This is a genomic window from Reyranella sp., assembly GCF_965228225.1.
In the GTDB taxonomy this organism is placed as follows: domain Bacteria; phylum Pseudomonadota; class Alphaproteobacteria; order Reyranellales; family Reyranellaceae; genus Reyranella.
Genome location: NZ_OZ245801.1, coordinates 3,161,954 through 3,187,775 on the forward strand (window position 1 = coordinate 3,161,954; position 25,822 = coordinate 3,187,775).

At 66.4% G+C, this 25,822-nt stretch carries 24 protein-coding genes; 12 read left to right on the forward strand and 12 right to left on the reverse strand.

Annotated features, from left to right (window positions below):
• Positions 1-22 precede the first annotated feature (22 nt).
• From ACO07K_RS15285 to ACO07K_RS15305, 5 genes are all read right to left on the reverse strand, one after another.
• Positions 23-475 (reverse strand): SH3 domain-containing protein, encoded by a 453-nt coding sequence (locus ACO07K_RS15285; RefSeq protein WP_422029216.1) that lies wholly within the window; start codon positions 473-475, stop codon positions 23-25.
• 131 nt (positions 476-606) lie between these two features.
• Positions 607-2,286, reverse strand: a complete 1,680-nt coding sequence (locus ACO07K_RS15290) for an ABC transporter permease (RefSeq protein ID WP_422029218.1) — start codon at positions 2,284-2,286, stop codon at positions 607-609.
• The gene (locus ACO07K_RS15295) at positions 2,283-3,335 is read right to left on the reverse strand and encodes an ABC transporter substrate-binding protein (protein ID WP_422029220.1); all 1,053 of its coding nucleotides are present in this window, start codon (positions 3,333-3,335) and stop codon (positions 2,283-2,285) included. Before ACO07K_RS15295 ends, ACO07K_RS15290 begins: the two co-directional genes overlap by 4 nt.
• A 3-nt stretch (positions 3,336-3,338) precedes the next feature.
• Positions 3,339-4,400 carry an ABC transporter substrate-binding protein gene (locus ACO07K_RS15300; protein WP_422029222.1) on the reverse strand — a complete coding sequence of 354 codons (1,062 nt, stop codon included), beginning with the start codon at positions 4,398-4,400 and terminating at the stop codon, positions 3,339-3,341.
• A 2-nt stretch (positions 4,401-4,402) separates the two neighbouring features.
• On the reverse strand, positions 4,403-5,470 hold the full coding sequence (locus tag ACO07K_RS15305) for an ABC transporter ATP-binding protein (protein WP_422029224.1): 1,068 nt from the start codon (positions 5,468-5,470) through the stop codon (positions 4,403-4,405).
• Positions 5,471-5,551: 81 nt separating this feature from the next.
• Between ACO07K_RS15305 and ACO07K_RS15310 the strand changes: the two genes are divergently transcribed.
• Positions 5,552-6,340 carry an enoyl-CoA hydratase gene (locus ACO07K_RS15310; RefSeq protein WP_422029226.1) on the forward strand — a complete coding sequence of 263 codons (789 nt, stop codon included), beginning with the start codon at positions 5,552-5,554 and terminating at the stop codon, positions 6,338-6,340.
• Between the two features lie 19 nt (positions 6,341-6,359).
• Positions 6,360-7,556 (forward strand): CaiB/BaiF CoA transferase family protein, encoded by a 1,197-nt coding sequence (locus ACO07K_RS15315; protein WP_422029228.1) that lies wholly within the window; start codon positions 6,360-6,362, stop codon positions 7,554-7,556.
• On the opposite strand, the gene ACO07K_RS15320 is transcribed toward ACO07K_RS15315, so the two are convergent.
• Entirely contained in the window at positions 7,553-8,335 is a 783-nt protein-coding gene (locus ACO07K_RS15320) for an alpha/beta fold hydrolase (RefSeq protein ID WP_422029230.1), read from the reverse strand. The genes ACO07K_RS15315 and ACO07K_RS15320 overlap by 4 nt on opposite strands.
• A gap of 37 nt (positions 8,336-8,372) precedes the next feature.
• Here ACO07K_RS15320 and ACO07K_RS15325 point away from each other — a divergent pair, with 37 nt between their 5' ends.
• The gene (locus ACO07K_RS15325; protein ID WP_422029232.1) at positions 8,373-9,119 is read left to right on the forward strand and encodes an SDR family NAD(P)-dependent oxidoreductase; all 747 of its coding nucleotides are present in this window, start codon (positions 8,373-8,375) and stop codon (positions 9,117-9,119) included.
• Positions 9,120-9,172: 53 nt separating this feature from the next.
• Here ACO07K_RS15325 and ACO07K_RS15330 read toward each other — a convergent pair whose 3' ends face one another.
• The 5 genes from ACO07K_RS15330 to uraD form a co-directional block, all read right to left on the reverse strand.
• Entirely contained in the window at positions 9,173-10,159 is a 987-nt protein-coding gene (locus ACO07K_RS15330; protein WP_422029234.1) for a Bug family tripartite tricarboxylate transporter substrate binding protein, read from the reverse strand.
• 5 nt (positions 10,160-10,164) lie between these two features.
• Positions 10,165-11,106 (reverse strand): Bug family tripartite tricarboxylate transporter substrate binding protein, encoded by a 942-nt coding sequence (locus ACO07K_RS15335; RefSeq protein ID WP_422029236.1) that lies wholly within the window; start codon positions 11,104-11,106, stop codon positions 10,165-10,167.
• Between the two features lie 85 nt (positions 11,107-11,191).
• Positions 11,192-12,166 (reverse strand): Bug family tripartite tricarboxylate transporter substrate binding protein, encoded by a 975-nt coding sequence (locus ACO07K_RS15340; protein ID WP_422029238.1) that lies wholly within the window; start codon positions 12,164-12,166, stop codon positions 11,192-11,194.
• Between the two features lie 154 nt (positions 12,167-12,320).
• The gene (locus ACO07K_RS15345; RefSeq protein ID WP_422029240.1) at positions 12,321-13,757 is read right to left on the reverse strand and encodes an NAD-dependent succinate-semialdehyde dehydrogenase; all 1,437 of its coding nucleotides are present in this window, start codon (positions 13,755-13,757) and stop codon (positions 12,321-12,323) included.
• Positions 13,758-13,775: 18 nt separating this feature from the next.
• On the reverse strand, positions 13,776-14,657 hold the full coding sequence (uraD, locus tag ACO07K_RS15350) for a 2-oxo-4-hydroxy-4-carboxy-5-ureidoimidazoline decarboxylase (RefSeq protein ID WP_422029242.1): 882 nt from the start codon (positions 14,655-14,657) through the stop codon (positions 13,776-13,778).
• Positions 14,658-14,730: 73 nt separating this feature from the next.
• Between uraD and ACO07K_RS15355 the strand changes: the two genes are divergently transcribed.
• From ACO07K_RS15355 to acdA, 9 genes are all read left to right on the forward strand, one after another.
• Entirely contained in the window at positions 14,731-15,984 is a 1,254-nt protein-coding gene (locus tag ACO07K_RS15355; RefSeq protein WP_422029244.1) for an ABC transporter substrate-binding protein, read from the forward strand.
• Positions 15,985-15,999: 15 nt separating this feature from the next.
• On the forward strand, positions 16,000-16,881 hold the full coding sequence (locus ACO07K_RS15360) for a branched-chain amino acid ABC transporter permease (RefSeq protein WP_422012474.1): 882 nt from the start codon (positions 16,000-16,002) through the stop codon (positions 16,879-16,881).
• Positions 16,878-17,876, forward strand: coding sequence for a branched-chain amino acid ABC transporter permease (locus tag ACO07K_RS15365; RefSeq protein WP_422029246.1), 999 nt, complete (start codon positions 16,878-16,880; stop codon positions 17,874-17,876). Before ACO07K_RS15360 ends, ACO07K_RS15365 begins: the two co-directional genes overlap by 4 nt.
• Positions 17,873-18,604 carry an ABC transporter ATP-binding protein gene (locus tag ACO07K_RS15370; RefSeq protein ID WP_422029248.1) on the forward strand — a complete coding sequence of 244 codons (732 nt, stop codon included), beginning with the start codon at positions 17,873-17,875 and terminating at the stop codon, positions 18,602-18,604. Before ACO07K_RS15365 ends, ACO07K_RS15370 begins: the two co-directional genes overlap by 4 nt.
• Complete coding sequence (locus ACO07K_RS15375; RefSeq protein ID WP_422029250.1) at positions 18,601-19,317, forward strand: ABC transporter ATP-binding protein; 717 nt, start codon at positions 18,601-18,603, stop codon at positions 19,315-19,317. Before ACO07K_RS15370 ends, ACO07K_RS15375 begins: the two co-directional genes overlap by 4 nt.
• 317 nt (positions 19,318-19,634) lie before the next feature.
• Complete coding sequence (locus ACO07K_RS15380) at positions 19,635-20,726, forward strand: transglutaminase-like domain-containing protein (RefSeq protein ID WP_422029252.1); 1,092 nt, start codon at positions 19,635-19,637, stop codon at positions 20,724-20,726.
• A 73-nt stretch (positions 20,727-20,799) separates the two neighbouring features.
• A complete protein-coding gene (locus tag ACO07K_RS15385) occupies positions 20,800-22,302 on the forward strand; it encodes an adenylate/guanylate cyclase domain-containing protein (protein ID WP_422029254.1) in 1,503 nt (500 codons plus the stop codon).
• Positions 22,299-23,810: an adenylate/guanylate cyclase domain-containing protein gene (locus ACO07K_RS15390; RefSeq protein ID WP_422029256.1), complete on the forward strand. Its 1,512-nt coding sequence runs from the start codon at positions 22,299-22,301 to the stop codon at positions 23,808-23,810. The genes ACO07K_RS15385 and ACO07K_RS15390 overlap by 4 nt, the downstream gene beginning before the upstream one ends.
• Before the next feature lie 12 nt (positions 23,811-23,822).
• On the forward strand, positions 23,823-25,016 hold the full coding sequence (gene acdA / locus ACO07K_RS15395) for a 3-sulfinopropanoyl-CoA desulfinase (protein ID WP_422029258.1): 1,194 nt from the start codon (positions 23,823-23,825) through the stop codon (positions 25,014-25,016).
• 102 nt (positions 25,017-25,118) lie between these two features.
• On the opposite strand, the gene ACO07K_RS15400 is transcribed toward acdA, so the two are convergent.
• Positions 25,119-25,799, reverse strand: coding sequence for a hypothetical protein (locus ACO07K_RS15400; RefSeq protein ID WP_422029260.1), 681 nt, complete (start codon positions 25,797-25,799; stop codon positions 25,119-25,121).
• Positions 25,800-25,822: the final 23 nt, after the last annotated feature.

The following is a 25,822-nucleotide window of genomic DNA, read 5'->3' on the forward strand; positions in this document are numbered from 1 at the left end:
CGACCGCCAACCGACACAGTTCCTACCAGCCCCAGAGCAACTGCCGGGAAATCCAGCCGCGGATTCCGCCGTCGCGCTGAACCTTGACCCAGCCCGTCCTGCGCTCGAGGGTCTTCAGCGTGTCGCCATAGGACACCTTGCCGACGATGCGGCCGGACGTGCTCGGCTGGCTGCGCACGTTGGCGGTCTTGACCTTCACGATGTGATACGCGGTCTTGCCGGTCAGCGTCCGGAGAACCCAGCCTTTGTCGTTCTCGAAATCCTGCACCTGCAGCCAGTCGCCGCGTCGTCCGACGACCTTCAGGGGGAAGCCCCTGCCCAGCACCCATTCGGCAGAATGGCGTGTTCCCGGACCGGAACGCAGGTTCACTTCCTCGCGCGCCACGCTGACCATTTGCTGGGCAACGGCCTGCGGCATATCCAGCGCGAAGATGCCGGCGACGAGGACAATCAGGAAATAGCGAGCGAAGAGCATTCGTGGGCTTTCCTTCCCGGAAATGTTCAGGGAACACCCATCCCGGTCCAGGACCTCTGGGGTGGGCATGCGTCGGTCATGCCATTGTCACCCGATTGGCGCTCCACGTCACCCGCTTGACAAACTGAACGTCACATTGGCCGTGTTTGTGCTCTTCCCTGCAGACGACTGGCGCCGGCGACCACGACTGTGGTGATCGCCACCATCGTCAGGCTGAGGACCGCGATGGCACCGACATCGCCGCTCTCCTTCAGGTCGAAGATCAGCACCGAGAGGACCTTCGTTTCAGAGGTGAACAGAATCACCGCGGCGGAGAGTTCGCGGATGGTGGCGACGAAGATGAAGCACCAGGTCGCGATCACGGCGGAGCGAAGCAGCGGCGCGGTGATATCGGCCAAGGTGCGCAGGCGCGTGGCGCCCAGCATGCGGCCCGCCTCCTCGAGTTCGGGATGCACGGCATGGAAGGCAGACCCGAGTTGCTGGTAAGCGGCCGGCAGTTCGATCGTCACGAAGGCGATCAGCAGGATCCACAAGGTGCCGTAGAGAGCGAGCGGCGGTCGCGTATAGGCGAGGAACAGGCCGACGCCCAGCACGATGCCCGGAATCGCGAGCGGCGCCGTGGCGAGGAAGCCCAGCACGCGATAGCCGCGCACCGCCTTGCGCGCCACGATATAGGCGATCATCAGCGCCAGCAGTGCGCCCAGCGTGGCCGAGGCCGTCGCCAGCAGGAAGGTGTTCTTCAAAGCCGGCATCGTGGAGCTCAGCTCGAGGAAGGTGAATTTCACGTTGTGCAGCGTGATCGTTTCCGGCCCGACGATGCGCGAAGCCACGCGCGAAAAGGCGGAGTTGAACAGCGCCGCGTAGGGCAGGAAGAGCGGCATGGCGAGGATGAACAGCGCCACCATCACAGCGGGGATGCGCAGCCAGCCCAGCCGGATGGGGCGCGGCGCACCGTACTTGCCTCCCAGCACCGCATAGCCGCGCCGGCCGAGCGCCATCGCCTGGGCGCGCAGCAGCAGCACGGTCAGAACCAGCAGCGGGACCGAGGCCGCCGCGGCCAGTTCCGGCTTGGGCGGGAACTGGAACAGGCTCCAGATGCGCGTGGTGAGCGTGTGGAAGCCGGCGGGAATGGCGAGGATGGCGGGCGAGCCGAACAGGTTCAGCGCCTGCAGGAAGGCAACCAGCGCGCCGGCCAGCAGGGTCGGCAGCGCCAGCGGCACCGTAATTAGGCGCGCGGTCTGCCATGTCCTGGCGCCGAGCATCGACGACGCGTCCTCCAGCTCGCCCGGCATGCGGTCGAGCGCATTGGCGACCAGAATGAAGACATAGGGGAACGTGTAGCAGGCAATGACGAAGATCAGCCCGCCGAGGCTGTAGATGTCGAACAAGGCCTCATCGGACGGCATGCCGCTGAGCAGGCGCCAGAGCTGGTTCAGCAGCCCCGAATTGGGCGCCGCCAGCATTTCCCAGGCGATGGCGCCGACGAAAGGCGGTGTCACCAGCGAGGCCATCACCAGCGTGCGGATCGTGCGCGCAAACGGCATGTCGGTCCGCGCCACGAGCCAGCCCAGCGGCGCAGCCACCAGGCAGCAGATCGTACTCACCGAGCTGGCGATTATGAGCGTGGTGATCAGCGGATCGACGAAGGTGGGATCGGTGAACAGCGCCACGAAGTTGGCGAGCGTTATGCCGCCATCCTTGCCCGTCAGACTAACGATCAGCAGCCACCCGACCGGCAGCACGATCATCACCGCCAGCAGGGCGGCGACCGCGATCAGAACGGGCCGCGACAGGTCGAAGCTGCGGGTCATACCTTGAAGTAGCGCTGGTAGCGGGACTTGATCTCGTCCGCCTGCTTCTCGACCTCGACCGGATCCTCCGGCAGCGTCTTGATCGACGCCAGTGCCGGCCGCCCGGCCTTGGCTTTCACCAGCTTGTTCGCCGGATACTGGCCGCTCACGTTGACGATGAACTCCTGGCCCTCCGGCGACATGATCCAGCCGACCAGCAGGCGCGCGGCATTGGGATTGGGCGATGCCTTGAAGATCGCCATCGGGTTGGAGATCTGTGGCGTGCCCTCGACCGCATGCACGACCTCGATCGGCGAGCCGCGCTCCTTGGCCATCCAGAAGAGATAGTCGCTGCCGTCGACGGCGATGGCACGCTCGCCGGCCTCGATGCGCTTGGGCGGCTCGGTCGCCGACTGGACCTGCAGCACCTTCTGCTTGGAGAGCTTCTCGAAATACTCCCAGCCCAGCGCCTTCGCGAGCTGCTGGGTCGCCGTCATGATGGTGCCGGAATAGCCCGGATGGCCTTTCACCAGCTTGCCCGAATATTTCGGATCGAGCAGGTCGACGAAGCCCTTGGGCGCGTCCTCTGGCTTCACCAGCTTCGTGTTGTAGGCGATGGCCGACAGGTGCGTACGCTGGTTGACGAAAGTGCCATCGGCGTCACGCTGGTCGGCCGGCAGGTTCTCTGCCATGTCGGGCGTCAGGAACGGCTCCAGCCAGCCCTGCCGCTTCCAGACGATGAAGTGCGCGGCGTCGGAGCTGTTGGCGACGTCGACCCGGCGGATGTTGCTGCCGACTTCCTGGCCGATGCGGTTGAACAGCCGCTCTGCGCCGGTACGCTCGACTGCAACCTTGATGCCGGGATACCTGGCCTCGAAGGCCTTGGCCATCGGCTCGGCGACCGAGAGATCCATCGCCGTATAGTAGGTGACCTTGCCTTCCTTCTTCGCCGCCTCGATCAGCTCCGGCGTGATGGCAGTCGCTGGTGGCGCTGCGGACAGGACCCGCGCGCCGAGCGGCGCGAGGACGGTGGAAGCCGCGGCGGCGGCGACGAATTGACGACGGCGCATGGGCTACACCTTGAAGTATTTGACGTACTGGGCCTTGATCGCGTCGGCTTGGTCGGCGACGACGCTCGCCTCTTCCTTCAGCTTCTTGATGTCGGCGAACTTCTTCATGTCGGCTCGGTCCACGGCCTGGGGATGCGCCGAACGCAGCGCGCCGACGTCGATGTTGAGCTGCTGCGCCTCGCGCGTCATCGACCAGGCCTGGAACAGGCGCGCCGCGTTGGGGTTGGGCGCATTGGCCATAACCGCGGAAGGTCCGGTGACCAGCGGCGTGCCCTCGCTGGCATAGACGATCTCGACCGGCTCGCCGCGCGTCTTCAGGTCCTCGGCGACATATTCGCTGCCGTCGGCCATGACCGCCCGCTCGCCCTGCGCGATCTTCTTCGGTGGCTCGGTCGCCGACTGGACCTGCATGACCTTCTGCTTGGAAAGCTTCTCGAACCACGACCAGCCGAGGTCGCGGCTGAGCTGCTGCGTCGCCGTCATGATGGTCCCGCTGTAGCCTGGATGCGCCTTGACGATCTTGCCCATCCACTTCGAATCGAGCAGGTCGGCATAGGATTTCGGCGCGTCCTCGGCCTTCACCAGCTTTGTATTGTAGGCGATCGGACACAGTGTGATGCGCCACGAGGCGAACATGCCGTCGGGGTCCTTGTGCGCCGCCGGGAAATACTGCGCGACATCCTCCGGCACGAAGGGCGCCAGCATCCTGGCCCGCTTCCACACGATGAGATGCGCGGCGTCGGAGCTGTTCACGACATCGCAGTTATAGATCTTGTTCTGGAACTCCTGGCCAATGCGCTGGAAGTTGCGCTCCGCACCCGAGCGCTCGACCTTCATGGTGATGCCCGGATACTTGGCCTCGAAAGCCTTGGCGACCTTTTCGCCGAGCGCCAGGTCGACCGACGTGTACCAGGAAAATTTACCTTCCTTCTTTGCCGCGTCGATCAGCGCCGGCGTGATTTTCGTCGGCTCCGGCGGCGCCGCGCGCACCGGCGTGATGAACGAACCCGCGGCCATCGCCGTCGAGGCGGCAAGCACATGGCGTCGCGTCAGCTTCCTCGTCATGGTCATTCCTCCGCCAAAGCCCGGCATTGTTCCGCCGGCAGATGCAGCCAGACCGCCTGGCCGACTGCGATGTTGCGCCCCGGCGGCGCGGTGACGCGCAACTCGGTCTTGTCGTCGAGCGTGACCGTGTAGTCGCGCGTGGCGCCCAGGAAGACCTGCCGCGTCACCACGCCGTGCAGATGATTCTCCGCCCCCGACGGCGGCGCCTCGAGGTCGATGGCGATCTCGTGCTGGCGGACAGACACGGCCACCGGCCGGCCGGCGGCCAGCTTTCGTCCGGTCGTGCGTAGGACCGCGCCGGCCACGGAGACGCGGCTCTCGTCGAGCGCGGTCGCCGCGAGCACGTTCGAACCGCCGATGAAACGTGCCACGAATTCCGAACGCGGCCTCGCGTAAATCTCTTCCGGGGACCCTAGCTGCTCGACCCTGCCCTTGTTCATCACCGCGATCAGGTCGGCCGTGGTCATGGCCTCGGCCTGGTCGTGGGTGACGTAGACAGTCGTGTAGCGATACTGGTCATGCAGGCGGCGGATCTCGAAACGCATCTCCTCGCGCAGGTTGGCATCGAGATTGGACAGTGGTTCGTCGAGCAACAAGGTCTCGGGCTCCACCACCAGCGCGCGCGCCAGCGACACGCGCTGCTGCTGGCCGCCCGACAGTTCGCCGGGATAGCGCTCGGCCAGGGCCTCGAGACGCGCGGTCGAGAGGATCGCTTTCAGCTTGGCATCGATCGTCGCACGGTCGAGCTTCCGGATCCTGAGTCCGTAGGCCACGTTCTCCGCCACCGTCATGTGCGGCCAGAGCGCGTAGCTCTGGAAGATCATCGACATCTTGCGGCCTTCGGGCGGCACGGTTCGCGAAGGCGAGGACAGGACCTTGCCACCGACCTCGATTTCGCCTGCCGAAGGCTCGATGAAGCCCGCGATCAGGCGCAGGGTAGTGGTCTTTCCACACCCCGAGGGCCCGAGCAGGCAGACGAGTTGGCCATGTTCCACACGCAGCGAAACGTCGTCGACAGCGACGGCAGCGCCGTAGTGCTTGGAAAGGCCCTTCAGTTCGACTGAGGCCACGGTTCCTCCCGGTTGGTTCGCACCTTATTCAAATCGGCCGGCGCAGGCTATATTCGCCGCCTCATTGGAAGGATTGCCGGTATGCAGGAACAGAAAATCATCGGTCGCCGCGACGGCGCCGTGGGCCACGTCGTCTTCAACAACCCGGCCAAGCTCAACGCGGTCTCGCTCGACATGTGGGACGGCTTCGTCAGCATCCTGAAGGACTTCGCCCAGGATCCCGAGATCCGCTGCCTGGTCGTCAGCGGATCGGGCGGCAAGGCCTTCGTTTCCGGCGCCGACATCTCGAAGTTCGAAAGCGAACGCGCCAACGCCGAGGCCCAGGTCCGCTACGACGCGATTTCCAAGGAAGGCTACGAAGCGCTCTACGACTTCCCCAAGCCGACCATCGCCAAGATCACCGGCTACTGCATCGGCGGCGGCATGAACCTCGCGGCCTGCTGCGACCTGCGCTACTGCAACGAGGGCGCGCGCTTCGGCGTGCCGGCCGCCAAGCTCGGCCTCGGCTACGGCTTCCTGCGAATCGAGCGCTTCTCGCGCATCGTCGGCTTGCCGCGTGCCATGGAGTTCCTGTTCACCGCCAAGCAGTATTCCTCGAAGGAAGCCTACGACATGGGCCTGGTGCACGGCGTCGCCGCCGATGCCGAGTTGGACGCGATGGTCGACGGCATCACCGGCGCCATCGCCCAGAACGCTCCGCTGACCATTGCACTCGCCAAGGCCGCGGCACGCGAGATCGCCAAGCCCGAATCCAAGCAGGACCACGCCAAGCTCGACCGGATGGCCGAGGCCTGTTTCGACAGCGAGGACTTCAAGGAAGGCCGTCGGGCGTTCATGGAAAAGCGCAAGCCGGCCTTCAAGGGCCGCTAGGCAACGAGAGGAAAAGCCCATGACCGCCCTGCCCCTCTCCCACCTCACCGTTCTCGACCTCACGGCGCATCGCGCCGGCCCGACCGCCGTGCGCCAGCTCGCCGACTGGGGCGCGCATGTGATCAAGATCGAACCACCGCCGCCCCCGTCCGAAGGCGGCAAGAACAACGATTCGATGGGCGGGGCGCGTCACGGCTTCGACTTCCAGAACCTGCACCGCAACAAGAAGTCGATGACGCTCAACCTCAAGAGCGCCGAAGGCCATGCGATCTTCATGAAGCTCGCCGCCAAGGCCGACGTCATCGTCGAGAACTACCGTTCCGACGTGAAGCATCGCCTCAAGGTCGACTACGACACGGTGGCGAAGATCAACCCGCGCATCATCTATGGCTCGATCGCGGGTTTCGGCCAGAGCGGCCCCGACGCCGCGCGCCCCGGCGTCGACCAGATCGCCCAGGGCATGGGCGGCCTGATGTCGATCACCGGCGAGCCCGGCCGCGGCCCGATGCGGGTCGGCATTCCCATCGCCGACCTGACCTCCGGTCTCCTGCTCGCCCAGGCGATCATGCTGGCGCTCTACACGCGCGAGCGCACCGGCAAGGGCCAGTGGGTTCACACGTCGCTGATCGAGGCGCAGATCTTCATGCTCGACTTCCAGGCCTCGCGCTGGCTGATGAAGGGCGAGGTCGCGAAGCAGGCCGGCAACGACCATCCGACCAGCATCCCGACCGGCGTCTTCCCGACCTGCGACGGCTACATCAACATCGCCGCCGCCGGCGACAAGATGTGGAAGCGCGCGGCGCTGGCGCTGGGCGCCCAGGCGCTGATCGACCATCCCGAGCACGCCACGCCGGCGCTGCGCTCGCAGAACCGCAAGGCGTTGAACGAGCGGCTGGCCGAGGTGACGAAGACCAACACCAGCGCCCACTGGATCGAGTCGTTGAACAAGGCGGGCGTGCCCTGCGGCCCGATCAACACGATCGACATGACCTTCGCCGAACCGCAGGTCCAGCACCTCGGCATCGCCCGCCCGGTCAACCATCCCGCCCTCGGCGAGATCAAGGTGGTCGGCCAGCCGATCAACCTCTCGGACTACCCGCAGCCCAAGTCCCTCAAGCCGACGCCGGACCTCGGCCAGCATACGGACGAGGTCTTGGCCGGTCTGGGGTACGACGCGAACGCGATCGCGGGTCTCAAGTCAGGCGGCGCCGTCTAACGCTTCAGGTATCCGCGCAGCGCCCGGAGAAACTCCGCCGGGCGCTCGATCTGCGGCAGGTGTCCTGCCTCCGGGATCGTCACCAACCGTGATTGCTCCAGCGACAGCCGCATCTTCCGCGCGCCGTGCTTGTCGAGGACCGGCGAGCGGTCGGCCTCGCCGAAGATCAGCAGGACCGATCCCTTTGGCGGTGGCGCGGCTTCCTCGCCGGACAGCAACACGTCGAGAACGCGATCGGCGTCGGCGGCGGTGAAGGTGTCGAGCGTCCGGGCGATCTCCGCCGGCACGTTCGAACGATCATGGAAGGCGAGCGGCAGGACCTCACGACCGAAATGCAGGCGCTGCAGGTTGCCGCGCGCCAACCGACGGATCGGCGTCTCGCCCGCAAGCCAGCGCAGCATCTTCGAGTAGCCCGGCGGCTGGTAGCCGTTCACCAGCACGAGGCCGGCGGAGCGCTCGGGATACTGGCCGGCGAAGCGCCAGGCGATCGTCGCGCCCAGCGAGTTGCCGACCAGGGTGGCGCGCTCGATGCCGAGTGCGGTGAGCAGCTCGGCGAGCCAAGAGGCATAGGCGCCGAAGCTCGGCAGGCCTTCGGGCGAGTGGATCGGCGGCAGTTCCGGCGCTACGACGAGATGCGTGCGTTCGAGATCGTCGGTCACGGTCGACCAGTAGGCTTCCGCGCCCGCCCAGCCGCCATGCAGCAGCACGATTGCCTCACCGGTGCCGCCGGTCCAGACTCGCGCCGGGCGCTGTCCGAGCAAAATTGTCTTCAGCTCCACGTCACGCCCTCTGAACATATGAAGCGGGAGATATAGAATGGCCACGACGCGTAGAACAGCTTTGGTGACCGGCGCAGGCCGAAACATCGGCCGGGCCTGTGTGCTGGAGCTTGCCCGGATGGGCTACGACGTCGTGATCAACGGCTCGTCCGATCGCAACGCCTGCGAATCGGTGGCGAAGGAAGCCGCGGCACTCGGTGTCGAGGCGCTCGTCGTCATGGCCGATGTTGGAAGCGTCGAGGAATGCCGGCGCATGGTCCAGGAGGCGATGGCCAAGTTCGGTTCGGTCGACGTGCTGGTAAACAACGCGGCGCTGCGCCCGGCCAAGCCCTTCCTCGAAATGAGCGAAGCCGACTGGCGCCGCGTCATCTCAGTCGACCTCGACGCCGCCGTGTGGCTGTCGCAGGCCTGCCTGCCCGGCATGGTGAAGAAGGGCTGGGGTCGGATCGTCAATTTTACCGGCATGAATGCCATGCACGGCTATGCCGGACGCGCCCCGGTCTCGGTCGCCAAGCACGGCGTCTGGGGACTCACAAAGGCGCTGGGCAAGGAGTTCGGACCGAAGGGCATCACCGTCAACGCCATCTCGCCCGGCCCGATCTCGGCCGATGTCGAGGACGACGACGAGTCGAACCATCATCGCCTCGAGACCATGGCCAAGGTGCCGCTCGGCCGCATGGGCACGCCCGCCGAGATCGGCTCGGTGCTCGGGCTGCTGGTCTCCGATGGCGGCGCCTACGTGAACTGCCAGATGATCCAGGTGAACGGCGGCGGCCAGACCTGATTCTTGAGTCATGTTCCTCTCCCCCTCGCGGGTGAGAGGAACATGAGGAAACTCTACTCCATCGGCAGGCCGATGGTGCGGGCGATGGCGCTCCAGCGCTCGACCTCGGCCTTCACGAAGTCGCCGAAGGCCTGGCGACTTTCGAGGTCGACGCTGGCGCCTTGCTCCTGCCAGATGCGCTTGATCTCGGGTTCGGCCAGCGCCGCCTGCACCGCGGCATGCAGCGCATCGAGCGGCACGGCCGGCGTCGCCCTGGGCGCAAACAGGCCGTACCAGGTGCTGACCTCGAAATCCTTCACCCCGGCCTCGGCGAAGGTCGGCACGGCGGGCAGCATGCTCTCGCGCTTCGTCGTCGCAACGGCCAGGGCGCGCAGACGGCCGGACTGAACGTAGGACGCGACCGTGCTGAGCGGCTGGAAGGTGGCGTCGAGTTGGCCTGCCAGCAGGTCCTGCAGCGCCGGGCCACCGCCGCGATAGGGTACATGCGTCAGCTTGATGCCGGTGCGACGCTGCAGCAGCTCGATGGCGAGATGCGGCATGGTGCCGAGACCGGATGAGCCGATGTTGATCGAGTCCGGCGCCTTGCGTGCCGCGGCGATAAAGGCCGCGAGATCCTTGACGTCGAGCTTGGCCGGATTGACCACCAGCCCGACGGGGACCTTGGCGATGTTGCTCACCGGTGCGAAGTCGCGCACCAGATCGAAGCCCGACTCGGCATAGACCACCGTCGCAAAGGACTGCCCGCTGTTGGCGACCAGCAAGGTGCAGCCGTCGGGGCGCGCCCGCGCCACCACCATGCCGCCCAGCGTACCGCCGGCGCCGCTGCGGTTCTCGACCACGACGGGCTTGCCGAAGCGCTGGCTGACTTGGGCCGCGACGGGACGTGCGAACAGGTCGTTCGAGCCGCCGGGCGGGAATGGGACCAGCCAGTTCATGGACCGCGGTGGACGCCATTGCTGGGCGTCGGCGGCGCCCGCCGCGCTTGCGGCCAGCAAACCGCCCAGGGCGGCGCGTCGCGAAAGAGACCGCGTAAACTTCATCGGCGTCACTCCAGCTGGACGTTGGCGGCCTTGGCGATGCGGCTCCATCGCTCGGCCTCGCGGCCGATGAAGTTCGCGAAGTCGGCGCGGCTCTCGAGTTCGACCTTCGCCCCATGCTCGGCCCAAAGCCGCTTCACCTCGTCCGAGCCCAAGGCTCTCTGGACGGCGGCATGGATGCGGTCGAGGACGATGTCGGGCGTGCGGATCGGCGCGAACAGGCCGAACCAGGTCGTCATTCGGAAGTCGGCCAGGCCCGCCTCATGTGCCGTCGGCACGTCGGGCAGCAGTGCATCGCGACGCCGGTTGATGACTGCGAGGGCGCGCAATTTGCCTGACCGGACGGCGCCCGCGACCGCACTCACCAGCACGAACGCGGCGCCGACCTGGCCGGCCAGCAGGTCCTGCAGCATCGGCGCGCCACCGCGATAGGGAACATGGGTGAGCTTGATGCCGGCGCGCCCCTCGAAGAGGCCGATGGCGAGATGGGTCACGGTGCCGAGGCCGGCCGACCCGATGTCGATGCTGCCCGGCGCCTTCTTCGCCAACTCGATGAAGGCTTCGAGATTGGCGGCGTCGACGCGCGCCGGATTGATCACCAGCGCATAGGGCACGCGGCCGAAGGCGGCGATCGGCGCGAAGTCGCGCAGGAAGTCGAAGCCGGCCCGCGGATAGATTGTGGGCGCATAGACGAGGCCGGTGTCGCCCACCAGCATCGTATAGCCGTCCGGCGCAGCCCGCGCCGCGACGGCGGTGCCGACCGTGCCACCGGCGCCGCTGCGATTGTCGATCACGACCGATTCGCCGATCGCTTCGGCGACGCGCGCCGCAATGGGGCGCGAAAACATGTCGGAGCCGCCGCCGGCCGGGAACGGCACGATCCAGGATACGGTGCGTGTCGGCCAGTCGCTGGCGCGCGCCGGGACCATCGGCCCGGCGCCGGCCGCCATCAATCCCCCCAGCAAGCTCCGCCGTGCAATCCCGCTCATTCGGCCGGGAGCTTAACGTCCGGCCGCGGCGGCGCAATACCGGGTGTTACTGCGGCTCGATCTTCGCGAGCTTGATGTACTTCGTCCAATCCTCGCGCTCCTTGGCTACGAAGGCATCGCACTGCTCGATCGTCCAGTCCTTCGGCGGCGGCAGGAAGCCGAGCTGCTTCACCCGTTCCATCACCGACGGCTCGTAGAGGGCATCCATGATCAGCCGGTTCAGTTTCTTCTTGATGTCGTCCGGGGTCTCCTTGCGCACCGAGAAGCAGGAATAGGAAATGATCACATACTCCGGATAGGTCTCGGCGACGGCCGGGATATCCGGGAAGAGCGCAGACCGCTCCTTCGAGGTCACGGCCAGCGCGCGGACATAGCCGGAGCGGACGTAGCTCTCGCCCACCACCTGGTCGGGGAACACGCAGTCGACGCGGCCGGCATTGAGATCCTGGATCGAGGCGACGGCGTCGCGGTAGGCGACTTCCTCGAACTTCACGCCCGTCGTGACCTCGAACAGGGCCGCCGGCACGCGCGACGAGGCGTTGCCGTAGCCCGAAAAGAGCGGCTTCGGCTGCTTCTTGGCGTACTCCACGAACTCCTTGACCGTCTTGTACGGCGCGTCGGGCTTCACCAGCATGAAATTGCCGATCGTGCCGTTGACGGCCACCGTCGTGAAGTCCGACGGCTCGTAGGTCATCGACTTGTAGAGGCTGAAATTGGCGGCCAGCGTGCTGGTCGAGCCCAGCAGGATCGTATAGCCGTCGGCCGGCGCGTTCTTGACCTGCATCGTTCCGATCATGCCGGTGGCGCCGGGCTTGTTCTCGATGACGAACGCCTTGCCCGTCACGGTCTCGAGCTGCTTGCCGATCAGGCGCGAGATGATGTCCGTGGAGCCGCCCGGACCGAAGGGCACCAGGATCTTCACCAGACGGGACGGATAGGCTTCCTGCGCCCGAGCACCGGAACCCAGCGCGGCGGCGACCGGAAGGCCGCCCAGGACGGCCAGAACATTTCTACGCTTCATGCATACGCTCCTCGAACGAGACGGGACCCGTATAAGTCGGCACGGCCAAAAGGCGAGCCGCGATTGCGGGCCGTTTCGAAGAGCGACCGCTTCCATGAAAAAGCCCTCCTCCGACGGATCGGAGGAGGGCCATTTCCCGCAAGCTGCGGCGATTTTACATGCCGAGTTGGCTGATGAACTTGGTGTTCAGGTAGGCCTCGAGCGCCTCGATGCCGCCCTCCGAGCCGTAGCCCGAGTCCTTCATGCCGCCGAACGGGACTTCCGGCAGCGCGAGACCATGGTGATTGATCGACACCATGCCGCTTTCGAACGCGGCGCCGACCTGGGTCATGGTCTTGCTGTTCGTGGTGTAGGCGTAGGCCGCGAGGCCCCACGGCAGGCGGTTGGCCTCCTTCATCACGCCGTCGAAATCCTTGAATGACGAGATCGGGGCCAGCGGTCCGAAGGGCTCCTCGTTCATGATGCGGGCATCGAGCGGCACGTCGGTGAGGACGGTCGGCTCGTAGAAGTAACCCTTGTTGCCCTTGCGCTGGCCACCGGTCTGGACCTTGGCGCCCTTGCCGATGGCATCGCTCACGAAACCGTCGATCGCGTGCAGGCGGCGCTCGGCGACGAGCGGGCCCATGCGCGTGTCCTTGTCGAGACCGTTGCCGACCTTGAGGTTCTTGGCGTAGGCGGTGAACTTCTCGACGAACTCCGAATAGACCTTCTCGTGCACCAGGAAGCGGGTCGGCGCGACGCAGACCTGTCCGGCATTGCGGAACTTGTTGGCGCCCAGGATGTTCACCGCCTGGTCGACGTCGGCATCCTCGAACACGATGGCCGGCGAATGGCCGCCCAGTTCCATGGTGACGCGCTTCATGTGTGCGCCGGCCAGGGCCGCGAGCTGCTTGCCGACCGGCGTCGAGCCGGTGAACGTCACCTTCTTGATGATCGGATGCGGGATCAGATACTCGCTGATCTCCGACGGCACGCCGTAGACGAGCTGGATGACGCCCGCCGGCACGCCGGCATCGACGAAGGCCTTGATGAGCTGGGCGCAGGAGCCGGGCGTGTCTTCCGGTCCCTTGACGATGATCGAGCAGCCCGTGGCCAGCGCTGCCGAGGCCTTGCGCACCACCTGGTTGATCGGGAAGTTCCACGGCGTGAAGGCGGCGACCGGTCCGACCGGCTCTTTCGTCACGAGCTGGTACACGTTCTCGAAGCGCGCCGGGACGATGCGGCCATAGGTGCGGCGGCCTTCCTCGGCCATCCAGTCGATGATGTCGGCGGCCAACAGGGTCTCGCCCTTGGCCTCCATCACCGGCTTGCCCTGCTCCATCGTCATGATGGTCGCGATCTCGTCGGCGCGTTGGCGCATCAGCTCGGCGGCCTTGCGCATGATCTTGTAACGGTCGAACGGCGAGACCTTGCGCCACTGCTGGAAGCCCTTCTCGGCCGCCTCGAGCGCGCGATCGAGATCGGCCTTCTCGGCATGGGCCACATGGCCGATCACTTCTTCCGTCGCCGGATTGATGACCGGGAGCGTCCGGCCGTTGGCGCCCTTGGTCCAGGCACCGTCGATCATCAGGGATACGTCGCTGTAGTTCATTTTTTCCTCCTCCTACTTCTAGCTTCCGCGATAGGTCGAATAGCTCCAGGGCGTGCAGAGCAGCGGGACGTGATAATGCCCCTCCGGCTCGGCAATGGAAAACCGTAAAGGCACGATGTCGAGAAAAGGCGGATCGCCCTGCTCGATGCCCCTGCTGCGGAAATGGTCACCCACGGCGAAGCGCAGCTCGTAGCGGCCGATCGGCAGCGGCCGACCGCCGATCAGGGGCGCATCGGTGCGCCCGTCGGCATTGGTCGTGGCCGTGGCAATGCGATGAGCGCGCTCACCGGCGAATTCATAGAGCTCGATGGCGATGCCGACCGCCGGCCGCCCCGCATGTGTGTCGAGCACATGCGTGCTGAGGCGGCCATTTACACGGGGCATTCCCTCGCCGGTCAGCTTGGCCGCGAGGCGCAGCCGCGTGATGAACGAAATTTCCTGCAGGGCAGTGGCGAATTCGGTGGCTGCATCGTGGCGCAGCCGGCGTTCGAACTGGGCAAGGATCGAATCGCGCGTGTGCCGGCGGACGCAGACGATGAAGGGGAAACCGAACTTCGCCTTGTAGGCATCGTTGAGGCGATGGAAGCGCGCGAATTCTTCCTCGGAGAGCGAGTCGAGCCCGACGCTCGCCTGCTCGTGTCGCGAATCCTCGGTGATCGTCCCCGCCCGCGCCGCCTTGCCGGCAAGATCGGGATGGCCACACACGAAGGCAAGCTGGCGCTCGCGTGGCGCCGCGCGCACCGCGCCCATCATCGCTTCGTGCAGGGCGGTGACGGTTGCGAAGGGGCGTTTGGCTGCCGCGGCCTCGGCGACCCACGGCGCCAGTTCGAAGGTGTCACCAACGGCGGCCGCGAACTCGCCAGCAGTCGCTCGATTGAGGTCGTCGAGGCTATGGATCATGCCGGCCGACCTAGCACGCGCAGAAGTCAGCCTCTATAGTCCCGGCCAGCAAAAACCCTTGGGAGGAGCCGCAATGACCGGCCGCAACACCTTCACCCGCCGTCGCCTGGGGCAATCGGCTCTCGCCGGCGCCGCCCTGCTGGGCGCTCCCCTGCCACTGCGCGAGGCGTTTGCCCAGGGCGCGCCCGCCAACCTCAAGGTCGGCCTGCTGCTGCCGACGTCCGGCCTTCAGGCGCAGATCGGCCAGGCGTGCAAGCGCGGCGCCGACGTGGCCAACGACGTGTTCGCCGACATGAAGATGCCGGTGAAGCTCGAGATCGTGAACTACGACACCGAGACCAAGCCGGACGTGGCCCGTACCCAGGCCGAAAAGGCGATCGACGCGGGCTGCCATATCCTGGTCGGCGCCTTCGATTCCGGCCAGACCATCGCCATCGCCCAGGTCTGCGAGCAGCGCGGCGTGCCGCTGGTCGTGAACATCGCGGCGGCCCCGCAGATCACCGAGCAGGGCTACAAGTTCGTCGTGCGCAACTTCCCGACCGCACCGATGCTGATCACCGGCGCCCTGTCGCTGCACAAGGAGATCTTCAAGATCTCGGGCAAGACGCCCAAGACCGCCGTGCTGATGAGCGTCAACGACACGTTCGGCACCTCGATGATCAACGGCATCAAGGCGCTCTTCCCCAAGCTCGACATGCCCTACGAGCTGGTCGACACGATCAGCTACGACGTCGCCGCCAAGGATCTCTCGGTCGAGGTCGCCAAGGCCAAGGCCACCAAGGCCGAGCTGCTGCTGCCGGTCAGCCGCCTGAACGACGCCAAGCTGCTGGTGCAGGAGATGGTGAAGCAGCGCTGGGAGCCGATGGGGGTCCTCAATCCCGGGGCGCCCGGCCTCTACGAGCAGGACTTCCTCAAGACCATGGGCAAGTACGGCGAGTACATGATTTCGAACGTGCCGTGGCTCGATCCGAAGTCGGCCATGACGCAGTCGCTCGAGAAGCGCCACGCCGCCAAGTTCCCGAACGACCAGCTCGACCTCAACGGCGGCTTCACCTTCGAGGGCATCCTGATCGCTGCCCAGGCCTGGCTCGCCGCCAAGTCGACCAAGCCCGGCGACCTGATGGAGGCGCTGCGCAAGATCAAGATCGACCAGCACGTCATGGTGGGCGGCCCGATCCAGTTCGATTCCAAGGGCCAGAACGTCAACATCAAGGCCACGGCCGTCGAGAACCTCAAGCGCAAGCCCACCGTCGTGCTGCCGCTCGAGTCCGCCGCCGCGCCGCTCGTCTTCCCGATGCCGTCGTGGAACGACAAGCGCCGCACCTGATGGCCAACTAGCGCGTTGACCGCCGACTTCCTCCTCTCGCTCGCCCAGGCGATCACCAAGGGCCTGTTGACCGGCATGGTCTACGGGCTGATGGCGCTCGGCCTGTCGGTGATCTTCGGCGTCATGCGCGTCGTCAACTTCGCGCATGGCGAGATGATGGTCGTCGGCATGTACCTCGCCTGGATGGGCTTCGAGTACCTGCAGGTCTCGCCGATGCTCAGCCTGCCGGTGATCGCCGTGATCTTCTTCGGCGCGGGCTATGCGCTGCAGCGCGCGGTGATCTCGCCGTTCATCGGGCGGCCCGAGCATCAGCAATTCCTGCTGTTGCTGGCCATCGCCATCCTGCTGGTCAATGTTTCGCTGGTGATCGCCGGTCCCGACTCGCGTGGCGTGCAGATGGACTCGCAGTTCGAATCCTATGAACTCGGACCCTTCGTCTTCGACGCCGTGCGCGTTCACGCGGCCCTGACGGCGGTGGTCATCGCGGGCCTGCTCTGGCTCTTCTTCACCCGCACCCGCACCGGCAAGTCGATCCGCGCCGCCGCCGACAACAATCTCGGCGCCCTGGTCGTTGGCCTCGACGTCCGCCGGCTCTATGCCTTCACCTTCGGCGTGGGCGCGGCCTGCGTCGGCGCGGCAGGGGCGCTGATGATCACGATCATTCCGGTAACGCCGTTCCTCGCCGCCGAATACACGCTGCTTGCCTTCGTCATCGTGATCGTGGGCGGTCTCGGCAGCATGACCGGTGCGCTAGCCGGCGGCCTGCTGATCGGCGTGAGCGAGGCCGTTGCAGGTCTCCTGCTGCAGCCGTCGCTGAAGAGCATGGTGAGCTTCGGCATCCTCATCCTCGTGCTGCTGCTGCGGCCTCAGGGCCTGTTCGGCAAGAGCGGCCCATGACATTGCTCGCGCGACTGACCGGGGGCGTCCCCGCCCGCTCCCTGTGGGGCCTCGGCCTGCTGCTCGTGCTCCTGCTCGCGGCGCCGGCGCTGCTCGGCAAGTACGGCCTATCCGTCCTGATCCTGGTCCTCTACTTCGCCTTCGTCGGCCAGGCCTGGAACATCATGATGGGCTTCGCCGGCCAGCTTTCACTGGGGCACGCCCTCTACGCGGGCGTGGGCGGCTACATCGCCGCCGGCCTCTTCTTCCACTACGGCATCGGTCCATGGGCCGGCGTCTTCGTTGCGGTGGCGGCGGCCGTCGCCGCGGGATCGATCGTCGGCTATCTCGGCTTTCGCTTCTCGCTGGCCGGCGTCTACTTCGCGCTGCTCACCATTGCCTTCAGCGAGTTCACGCGCATCGCCTTCGACCATTGGGGCTGGGCCGGCGGTTCGGGCGGGCTCTTCCTCAAGGTCGATGCCACCTCCGACATCCTGAACCTGCGCGGCGGGCCGCTGCTGTTCTATTACGTGATCCTGGCGCTGGCCGCCGGCACCTTCGTCCTCTGCCGCCTCCTCCTGGAAAGCCGGCTGGGCCGCTACTGGCTCGCCATACGCGAAGACCCGGAAGCGGCCCAGGCGGTGGGCGTCCCGGTCCTGCGCTGCAAGATGATCGCGATCATGATCTCGGCGGCATTGACGGCGCTGGCCGGCGTCTGGAACGCCTTCTACTACAACAACCTCTTCCCCGAGACGGCCTTCGCCATGGGCCGCTCCATCGAATTCACCCTGGCGCCGATCATCGGCGGGCTGGGGACGCTGTTCGGGCCGATCGTCGGCGCCGTGGTGCTGACCGGCCTGGGCGAGATCTTCACCGACCTCAGCGAGGTCTTCCACATCTCCGGCCTGAAGCAGATCTTCTACGGTCTCGCCCTGCTCATCATCGTGATGTACCGCCCGGCCGGCGTCTGGCCATGGATCGCCGACCGCCTCGGGTTCGGGGAGAAGCGGCGATGAGCGGCGCCCGGCTCGAGCTCGATGGGATCGGCAAGAGCTTCCGCGGCCTTCGTGCCGTGCACGATGTCTCGTTCGACGTCCCGGCCGGCGCCATCAACGCGCTCATCGGGCCCAACGGCGCGGGCAAGACCACGATCTTCAACATGATCGCCGGCGTCTACCGCCCCGACGCCGGCAGCGTGCACCTCGACGGGCGGCAGATCTCCGGCCTGCGGCCCGACCTCGTCTGCGACGCGGGCGTCGGCCGCACCTTCCAGATCGTGAAGCCGTTCAAGGGGCTGAGCGTGCTGGAGAACGTCACGGTGGGCGCCCTGCACCGCCGGCCGGCCCTTCCCGACGCCCGTGCCTATGCCGCCGACATTCTGATGCAGCTCGGCCTGCACGATCGCCGGCATCAGGCGGCCGAGAGCCTCACCTTGCCCGACCGCAAGCGCCTCGAGGTCGCGCGGGCGCTCGCCACCGAGCCGAAGCTGCTGCTGCTCGACGAGGTGATGGCGGGACTGCGGCCAACCGAGATCGACGTCATGGTGACGTTTCTGCAGGAGCTGAACCGGCGTACCGGCCTCACCATCCTGCTGATCGAGCATGTCATGCGGGCCGTCATGGCGCTGGCGTCCAACATCGTGGTCGTGAGTTACGGCGAGAAGATCGCCGAGGGCACGCCGGCCGAGATCGCCCGCCACCAGGCCGTCCTCGACGTCTATCTCGGCGAGGCGGAGCCCGCATGAGGGCCCCCCTCCTGAAGGTCGAGAACCTCGACCTCTTCTACGGCGACGCCCAGGCGCTGGCCGGTGTGTCGCTCGAAATCGCCCAGGGCGAAATCGTCGCCATCGTCGGCGCCAACGGCGCGGGCAAGAGTTCGCTCATCCGCTCGATCCACGGGATCGAGAAGCCGACGCGCGGCCATGTCCGCTTCGACGGCACCGACATCACCGGCTGGCCCTCCTACCGGGTGTGCGAGGCCGGGGTCGGCCATGTCGCCGAGGGCCGCCAGGTCTTCCCCAATCTGTCGGTGCTCGAAAACCTCGAGATGGGTGCGACGCCCAAGCGCGCGCGGGCGCTGGAGAAGCAGACGCTGGAGCGCGTCTTCGCGATGTTCCCGCGGCTCGCCGAGCGGCGGCGGCAGGCCGCCGGTACGCTTTCGGGTGGCGAGCAGCAGATGGTGGCGATCGGCCGCTGCCTGATGGGCCAGCCGCGCCTCATCATGTTCGACGAGCCTTCGCTCGGGCTGGCCCCCACCATCGTGCAGGAAGTGTTCCGCATCGTGCGCCGACTGAACGAGGAGGGCCTCACCATCCTCCTGGTCGAGCAGAACGTGATGGCGTCGCTGCGCATCGCGGACCGCGGCTACGTGCTGGAGAACGGCCGCATCGAACTCGAAGGCGCGGGCGCCGACCTGCTGACCAACGACCGCGTCCGGCAGGCCTATCTCGGCCTCTAGCGGGGCGCTGGTATCCGAAACCGGCGGGCGAAATCGAACCGGCAGCGGTATCAGGATACCTGCTTCGGGGGTGCGACTCTCGCTTCGAATGTTTCGTTTATTTCGTTTATTTCGTTTATTCGTCCAGCCCGGCTCTTTCTGGCGGCCGGGCGAGGTCTGTGAGGCGTTGACGCAAGGCGCCCGCCGCTGCAATTCTGGCCGCTTCCGGTACTGACGCTGTCGCGTGCGACGCGGATCGGTCCGGGATGGCGCTGGCTCTTTCCGACGACGGAAGACCGCCCTCCCCGGCAGACCTTGCCCATGGGGAGAAACACCAAATGAATCGTCGTGAACTGCTCAAGGTCGGCGTCGCCGCCGGCGCGCTCGGACTGCTGCCGCGCCTCGCCTCGGCGCAGGCCGCCACCTATGCACCCGTGCCGAAGGGCTGGCGCACCTTCGTGCTGACGACGCGGGTCGAGCCGACGGCGGGCGCCACGAAGGCCTGGATCCCGCTGCCGACCTTCGAGTCGCCGGACTGGCAGCGCCCCGGCGCCGTCACCTGGACCGGCAATGCCCGCGTCGCCGAACGCGTCCGCGATCCCAAGTATGGCGCGGAGATGCTCCGGGTCGAGTGGGCGGCCGACCAGCAGGCGCCGGTCATCGAGCTCGTGGCCCAGGTCCAGGCGCAGAACCGATCGGTCGTGCCGGGTCAGGGCAGCGCCGCCCCGCTCAGCGAGGCAGAGCGGAAACTGAACCTGATGCCGACCACCTTCCTGCCGACCGACGGCCTCGTGAAGGAAACGGCCGACGGGATCGTGCGCGGCAAGCAGGGCGACGTCGCCAAGGCGCGCGCGATCTACGACTGGGTCGTCGAGAACACCTTCCGCAATCCCAAGACGCTGGGCTGCGGGGTCGGCGACATCACCACGATGATCCGGACAGGCAACCTCAACGGCAAGTGTGCCGACCTGAACGCGCTTTATGTCGGCCTCGCCCGCTCGGCCGGACTCCCGGCGCGCGACGTCTACGGCATCCGCGTGATGCCGTCGGAATTCGGCTTCAAGGCGCTGGGCGCCGGGTCGGAGGTCGTGTCCAAGGCACAGCATTGCCGTGCCGAGGTCTGGCTCAGCGGCTCGGGCTGGACCCCGGTCGATCCCGCCGACGTGCGCAAGGTCGTGTTGGAAGAACCGCCTGCCAATCTCGCCCTGTCCGACCCGAAGGTGCTTGCGGCCCGCCGCGCCCTGTTCGGTTCCTGGGAGGGCAACTGGCTCGCCTACAATGTGGCGCACGATGTGAAGCTTCCGGGCTCGCGGGAGGAGGCGGTCGCCTTCCTGATGTATCCGCAGGCCGAGAACCGGTCCGGCTTCCTCGATTCGCTCGACCCCGACAAGTTCAAGTATCGGATCACGGCGCGCGAATTGACGGCCTGAGCCGTTTCGACGCGTCGGACGGGGCGACGGGCGGGGCATTCCGCTCCGTCCCGATCCGCTCTATATCCGGCAGATGAACGCACTCAACGACGCGGTAGCGCCTCTGTCGCCCGCGAGACTCGTGCATCGCTACTTTCTTGCGATGTCGGTGCCGTTCCTGATCGACCTCCTCACGCTCGCGATCTACTGCGCACTCAACGGAGCGCCGCAATACGCGCTGCCGTCGCTGGCCGTTTCCGCATCGTTCCTCCTCGTCGGCGTGGGGCTCGGTGCCGTCTTCCTGATCCGACCCATACGGGCCTTCATGGACGGCCGCACCGCCTTCAGCGACATAGAACGGCAGCTTTCGATGCTGCCGCGCAATTCCGCCATTGTCGTTGGCGTGATGTACGCACCGATGGTGGGCCTGCAGATCGTCTCCCGTCGCCTCGACATCACCTTGGGCTCCATGCTGCAACAGGCCGCCTGGCCGGATGCCCTCGCCAATCTCACGGTCGGAACCGGCTTCAATGTCGTGCTCACTTTCTTTGTCGTCTCCGCCTATTTCGATCACCTTTGCGAAGAGCTTTTCCGATCGCACGGCGTGAACATCGCTGTTTTCGAAGGGCGCTTTCGCCGCAAGGTGTCGCTTGCCCTGCTCTTCGTGTCCTTCTCGACGATCGTGCTCGTCATTGCCGACATGATGAGTTATTCCGGCGAGCGTCTGGTGCGTGAAGTTTCGACAGACATCTCCACGTCGGCGATCGCCACCATTTTCATATATTATTGGGTTTCCAGAGCACTCACGCGGCCGATCACGCGACTGGACGGCGGCCTGCGCCGGGTCGCCGACAACGACTACGTGGTACGCCTGCCCGTCACGTCGAACGACGAGCTGGGCCATGCCGCCAGCCGCTTCAACGAGATGGTCGAAGGCCTCGCCGAGAAGGCCTATCTTCGCGATACGTTCGGCAAATATGTGAGTGAGACGGTCGCGGCCTCGATCCTGTCCAATCGTGGCAACACCGGCCGCAGCATCGACACCACGGCCGAGGCGACCCTGATGTTCACGGACATCGAGGGGTTTACGGGATTGTCCGAGAGCACGACGCCCGCGGAAGTCGCGGCCCTCCTGAATGCCTATCTCCACACCGTCGTCCCGGTCATCCAGCGCCACGGCGGCATCGTGAACAGCTTCATCGGCGACGGGCTGTTCGTCAGCTTCGGCCTGCCGCGACCGCTTGAGGATCATGCCCGTGCCGCCATCGCGGCGGCGATCGACATCCAGCAGGCTCTCTCGGCCGCCCGGTTCACGCGCGGCTTCACCCTGCCGACCCGCATCGGGCTCAATACCGGCCCCGTGATCGGCGTCACCATCGGCACCGACAATCGCCTGAGCTACACGCTGCTGGGTGACGCCGTGAACGTCGCCTCCCGAATCGAGCAGCTCAACAAGAAGTTCCGGACCCGCATCCTGGCTACCGAGAGCACCGTGGTGGCAGCGGGTGCGCAGGCCTTCTGCGAACGGCTGGGCACGACCGACGTACGCGGGCACCACGACGGCGTCGTCGTCTATCGCGTGGGCCAGCCCCTGTGACCCCGGCGGGAAGCGCGCAACCCGTCGCCACGGCGGCGGAAATCGCCGGCCTGCGGCGGCGCTATTTGCTGCGAGCCGTCTCGGCGGCCGGGGTCGACGTCGCCTTCACCGGCATTTTCGTCGCTTTCGCGGATGCCTGGGCCTATGCGCCACGATCGATCGCCGTCGGGCTGTTCCTGCTGCTGGGCGTCAACGCGCTGGTCTCTTGGCGGCTTTTCGTGCCCATCGAAGAGTATTTGTGGGGACGGCGCCCGTTCGAGGATGTGGAGCGCCGGATCACGCAACTTCCCATCCTGACGGCTTCGCGTGTAGCGCTGCTCGCGCTGGCGATGGTGGGATTCCGGGTGACGGCTCCGTATCTCTGGCCGGATGAAACCGTGCGTGCCCTGCCCAGCCAGACGCTGGCCGATACGGTGGCGCTCCTGCTCATGCTGCCGCTCTTCTACTTCACCTATATCTACTTCGTCATAAGCGACTATCTGGGCAACCTCTGCGGCTTCATCTTCGAGCGCACCGGCCGCAACCTGTCGCTGTTCTTCGGCCGCTACCGCCTGAAGCTCGGCATCGCCCTGCTCGTCACCTCGCTCGCACCGATGACGGCCGTCGTCATCGACCTCGTCAGCTATGACGGCATAAAGGTGCAGTACGAGATCGCAACAGACGTCGCCATCGCGCTGATGGGCGTCGCCGTCTCCGTCTACTTCATCTGGCGATCCCTGCTGCGTCCCATCCGTATCCTGTCCCGTGCCATGTCGACCGTGGCCAGCGGAGACATGTCCGTAAGAGTTCCCGTGACGTCGAACGACGAAGTCGGCGAGTTGACCGACCAGTTCAACACGATGGTCGAAGGGCTGCGCGAACGCGAGCAGATCCGCGAAACGTTCGGCCGTTATGTCGACGAGAGCGTGGCCTCGACCATCCTGCAGCGCGGCGGCAACGGCGTGCTGGCCGGCGAGACCCGCGAGGCGACGATCCTGTTCACGGACGTCTCCGGTTTCACGACGATCGCCGAGAAAATACCGCCGGACCAACTCTTCGGCGCCCTCAACGAGTATCTCGAGACGGTGCTTGGTCCGATCCGCGCCCAGGGCGGCGTGGTGAACACCTTCATCGGCGACGGTCTGTTCGCCTCCTTCAACATGCCGCTCGCCTGTCCGGGCCACGCTTCGGCCGCCATCCGCGCCGCCGTCGACATCCAGCGCGCCGTCGCAGGGCGCAGCTTCGGCGAAGCCAAGGTGCCGTTCGTCACCCGCATCGGCATCAGCACCGGCGCGGTCATCGGCGGCTCCATCGGCGCCGGACAGCGACTGAGCTTCACGTTGCTAGGCGACACGGTGAACCTCGCCGCACGCCTGGAGAAGTTGAACAAAGATCACGGCACGAGCATTCTGGTGGCGGAAACGACGCGCGCCGGCTGCGATACCGAGTTCGTGTTCAAGCCGCTCGGCAGCACGACCGTACGCGGCCGGAGCGGGTCGGTCGCCATCTTCACCGTCGATGCTCTCTGAGGTCCGTCGCCCATGAATCCGTCCGCCCTGTCACCGGATCAGCTCGAACTGCAGGCCCGCGCCCGCGAACTGGCGGCCGGCCCCGTGGCCGAACGCGCCGCCGAGGTCGACCGCACCGAGCAGTATCCCTGGGACAATGTCGAGCTTCTGAAGGATGCCCGGCTGATCGGCATGACGATCCCCACGCAGTATGGCGGTCAGGGCAAGGGCTGGCTCGACGCCGTGCTCGCCATCGAGGCGCTGTCGTCGGCCTGCGCCGTCACCGGCCGCATCGCCGTCGAGACCAACATGGGCGCGATCAGCGCGGTCATGGCCTATGGCTCGGAAGAGCAGAAGAAAATGGCGGCCGACATGGTGCTGGCCGGCGACAAGCCCGCCATCTGCATCACCGAGCCCGATGCCGGCTCCGACGCCAACGGCATGACCACGCGTGCCGACAAGAAGGGCAACCGCTATGTCCTGAACGGCCGCAAGCACTGGATCACCGGCGGCGGCGTCTCCCGCCTGCACCTGATCTTCGCCAAGGTCTACGACGAGAAGGGCACGTTCGAGGGCATCGGCGGCTTCCTCGCCATCCGCGACGAGACCAAGGGCCTCAAGATCACCAAGCGCGAGCCGACCATGGGCCTGCGCGGCATCCCCGAGGCGGTGATCGACCTCGAGGACATGGACGTCCCGCCCTCGTCCCTCGTGATCCCGCCGCGCGGCCTGAAGAAGGGCTTTGCCGACCTGATGACCGCCTACAACAGCCAGCGCGTCGGCGCGGCCACCGTGGCGCTCGGCATCGCCGACGGCGCCTACCGGCTGGCGCTCGACTGGTCGGAGAAGCGCCACCAGTTCGGCCGGCCGATCAACGAGTTCCAGGGCCTGCAATGGAAGCTCGCGGACATGTCGATCAAGCTCTCGGCATCGCGCGCTCTGGTCTACAACGCCGCCCGCTCGGGCGAAGGCGGCTTCCCCGACATGCTGATGGCCGCGCAGGCCAAGGTCTTCACCTCCGAAAGCGCCATCCAGATCGTGAACGAGGCGCTGCAGTTCTTCGGCGCCCGCGGCTACAGCCGCGAACTGCCGCTCGAGCGCATGGCCCGCGACGTCCGCATGTTCACGATCGGCGGCGGCACGGCTGAAGTGCTGCGCAACGTCGTGGCGGGCGCGCTGCTGAAGAAGAAGCTGCCGCAGACGCGCGATGGCTGGGACAAGGTCTGATCTCCCCTCTTGTCATCCTGAGCGCAGCGAAGGATCTCCGGCCCGCCACGCAGTCGTCTGCCCGCGATGTGAGGTCCTTCGCTGCGCTCAGGACGACAGCAGCTACCGCCCGAACCTGTCCCATTTTCCTTCGTTGCCGCGCATCAGGACGAACTCCTTGCCCTTGCGACTGGTGTCGTCGCGCGGCGTGCAGGCAACCGAGATCCAGGACTGGAAGTCCCAGCGCGCCGAGCAGCTCTCACTGTCGCAGGGCAGCTCGAATTCGGCTTCGCTGGCGAGGCCTTCGTCCGACGGCGCGTAGATCCTAAGCTTGCCGCGCGCCGGCTGCAGAGAGCAGGCCACCGTCAGGAACCGCGTCTTGTCCGACGCCCAGACCGGTGCGCCATGGACCGTGAACAACCGGCCTGTGCGCCTCATCACCAGCGTCCAGGCGAAATCGTCGAGCCCCGGCGTGCGCACGACATAGAAGCGGCCGGGATCGTCATAGCGCTCGTAGAGATATTGGTAGCCCGCGTCGCCATAGGGGCAGTCCTGCAACTCGACCGCCGTGCCGCCATCGATCGCGAGCCGCAGCCGGTCGCCTTGGCGCGAGACGTTGGGCACATCGGCCCTGAGCCGCCGCGCCTCCTGCGGCCATTCGATCGTCCGGCTGTCCCGCTCGTAGGCTGGATCGACCGCCCCGGCCCGTGTGCAGGCTTTCGTCTCCTCGCCTGCAGCCTGAGCATGCGCGAGGCCCGTAAGCAGAAGGACGGAGACGCAAACCAGATTTGCGAAACATGCCATGGCCTGGTTTGCCCTTATCGTGT

What these genes read in the sequence shown, in the direction of transcription:
- ACO07K_RS15285 (WP_422029216.1), bottom strand. Translation starts at nt 475, where the DNA reads ATGCTCTTCGCTCGCTATTTCCTGATTGTCCTCGTCGCCGGCATCTTC.
- ACO07K_RS15290 (WP_422029218.1), bottom strand. Translation starts at nt 2,286, where the DNA reads ATGACCCGCAGCTTCGACCTGTCGCGGCCCGTTCTGATCGCGGTCGCC.
- ACO07K_RS15295 (WP_422029220.1), bottom strand. Translation starts at nt 3,335, where the DNA reads ATGCGCCGTCGTCAATTCGTCGCCGCCGCCGCGGCTTCCACCGTCCTC.
- ACO07K_RS15300 (WP_422029222.1), bottom strand. Translation starts at nt 4,400, where the DNA reads ATGACGAGGAAGCTGACGCGACGCCATGTGCTTGCCGCCTCGACGGCG.
- ACO07K_RS15310 (WP_422029226.1), top strand. Translation starts at nt 5,552, where the DNA reads ATGCAGGAACAGAAAATCATCGGTCGCCGCGACGGCGCCGTGGGCCAC.
- ACO07K_RS15315 (WP_422029228.1), top strand. Translation starts at nt 6,360, where the DNA reads ATGACCGCCCTGCCCCTCTCCCACCTCACCGTTCTCGACCTCACGGCG.
- ACO07K_RS15325 (WP_422029232.1), top strand. Translation starts at nt 8,373, where the DNA reads ATGGCCACGACGCGTAGAACAGCTTTGGTGACCGGCGCAGGCCGAAAC.
- ACO07K_RS15330 (WP_422029234.1), bottom strand. Translation starts at nt 10,159, where the DNA reads ATGAAGTTTACGCGGTCTCTTTCGCGACGCGCCGCCCTGGGCGGTTTG.
- ACO07K_RS15335 (WP_422029236.1), bottom strand. Translation starts at nt 11,106, where the DNA reads ATGGCGGCCGGCGCCGGGCCGATGGTCCCGGCGCGCGCCAGCGACTGG.
- ACO07K_RS15340 (WP_422029238.1), bottom strand. Translation starts at nt 12,166, where the DNA reads ATGAAGCGTAGAAATGTTCTGGCCGTCCTGGGCGGCCTTCCGGTCGCC.
- ACO07K_RS15345 (WP_422029240.1), bottom strand. Translation starts at nt 13,757, where the DNA reads ATGAACTACAGCGACGTATCCCTGATGATCGACGGTGCCTGGACCAAG.
- uraD (WP_422029242.1), bottom strand. Translation starts at nt 14,657, where the DNA reads ATGATCCATAGCCTCGACGACCTCAATCGAGCGACTGCTGGCGAGTTC.
- ACO07K_RS15355 (WP_422029244.1), top strand. Translation starts at nt 14,731, where the DNA reads ATGACCGGCCGCAACACCTTCACCCGCCGTCGCCTGGGGCAATCGGCT.
- ACO07K_RS15365 (WP_422029246.1), top strand. Translation starts at nt 16,878, where the DNA reads ATGACATTGCTCGCGCGACTGACCGGGGGCGTCCCCGCCCGCTCCCTG.
- ACO07K_RS15370 (WP_422029248.1), top strand. Translation starts at nt 17,873, where the DNA reads ATGAGCGGCGCCCGGCTCGAGCTCGATGGGATCGGCAAGAGCTTCCGC.
- ACO07K_RS15375 (WP_422029250.1), top strand. Translation starts at nt 18,601, where the DNA reads ATGAGGGCCCCCCTCCTGAAGGTCGAGAACCTCGACCTCTTCTACGGC.
- ACO07K_RS15380 (WP_422029252.1), top strand. Translation starts at nt 19,635, where the DNA reads ATGAATCGTCGTGAACTGCTCAAGGTCGGCGTCGCCGCCGGCGCGCTC.
- ACO07K_RS15385 (WP_422029254.1), top strand. Translation starts at nt 20,800, where the DNA reads ATGAACGCACTCAACGACGCGGTAGCGCCTCTGTCGCCCGCGAGACTC.
- acdA (WP_422029258.1), top strand. Translation starts at nt 23,823, where the DNA reads ATGAATCCGTCCGCCCTGTCACCGGATCAGCTCGAACTGCAGGCCCGC.
- ACO07K_RS15400 (WP_422029260.1), bottom strand. Translation starts at nt 25,799, where the DNA reads ATGGCATGTTTCGCAAATCTGGTTTGCGTCTCCGTCCTTCTGCTTACG.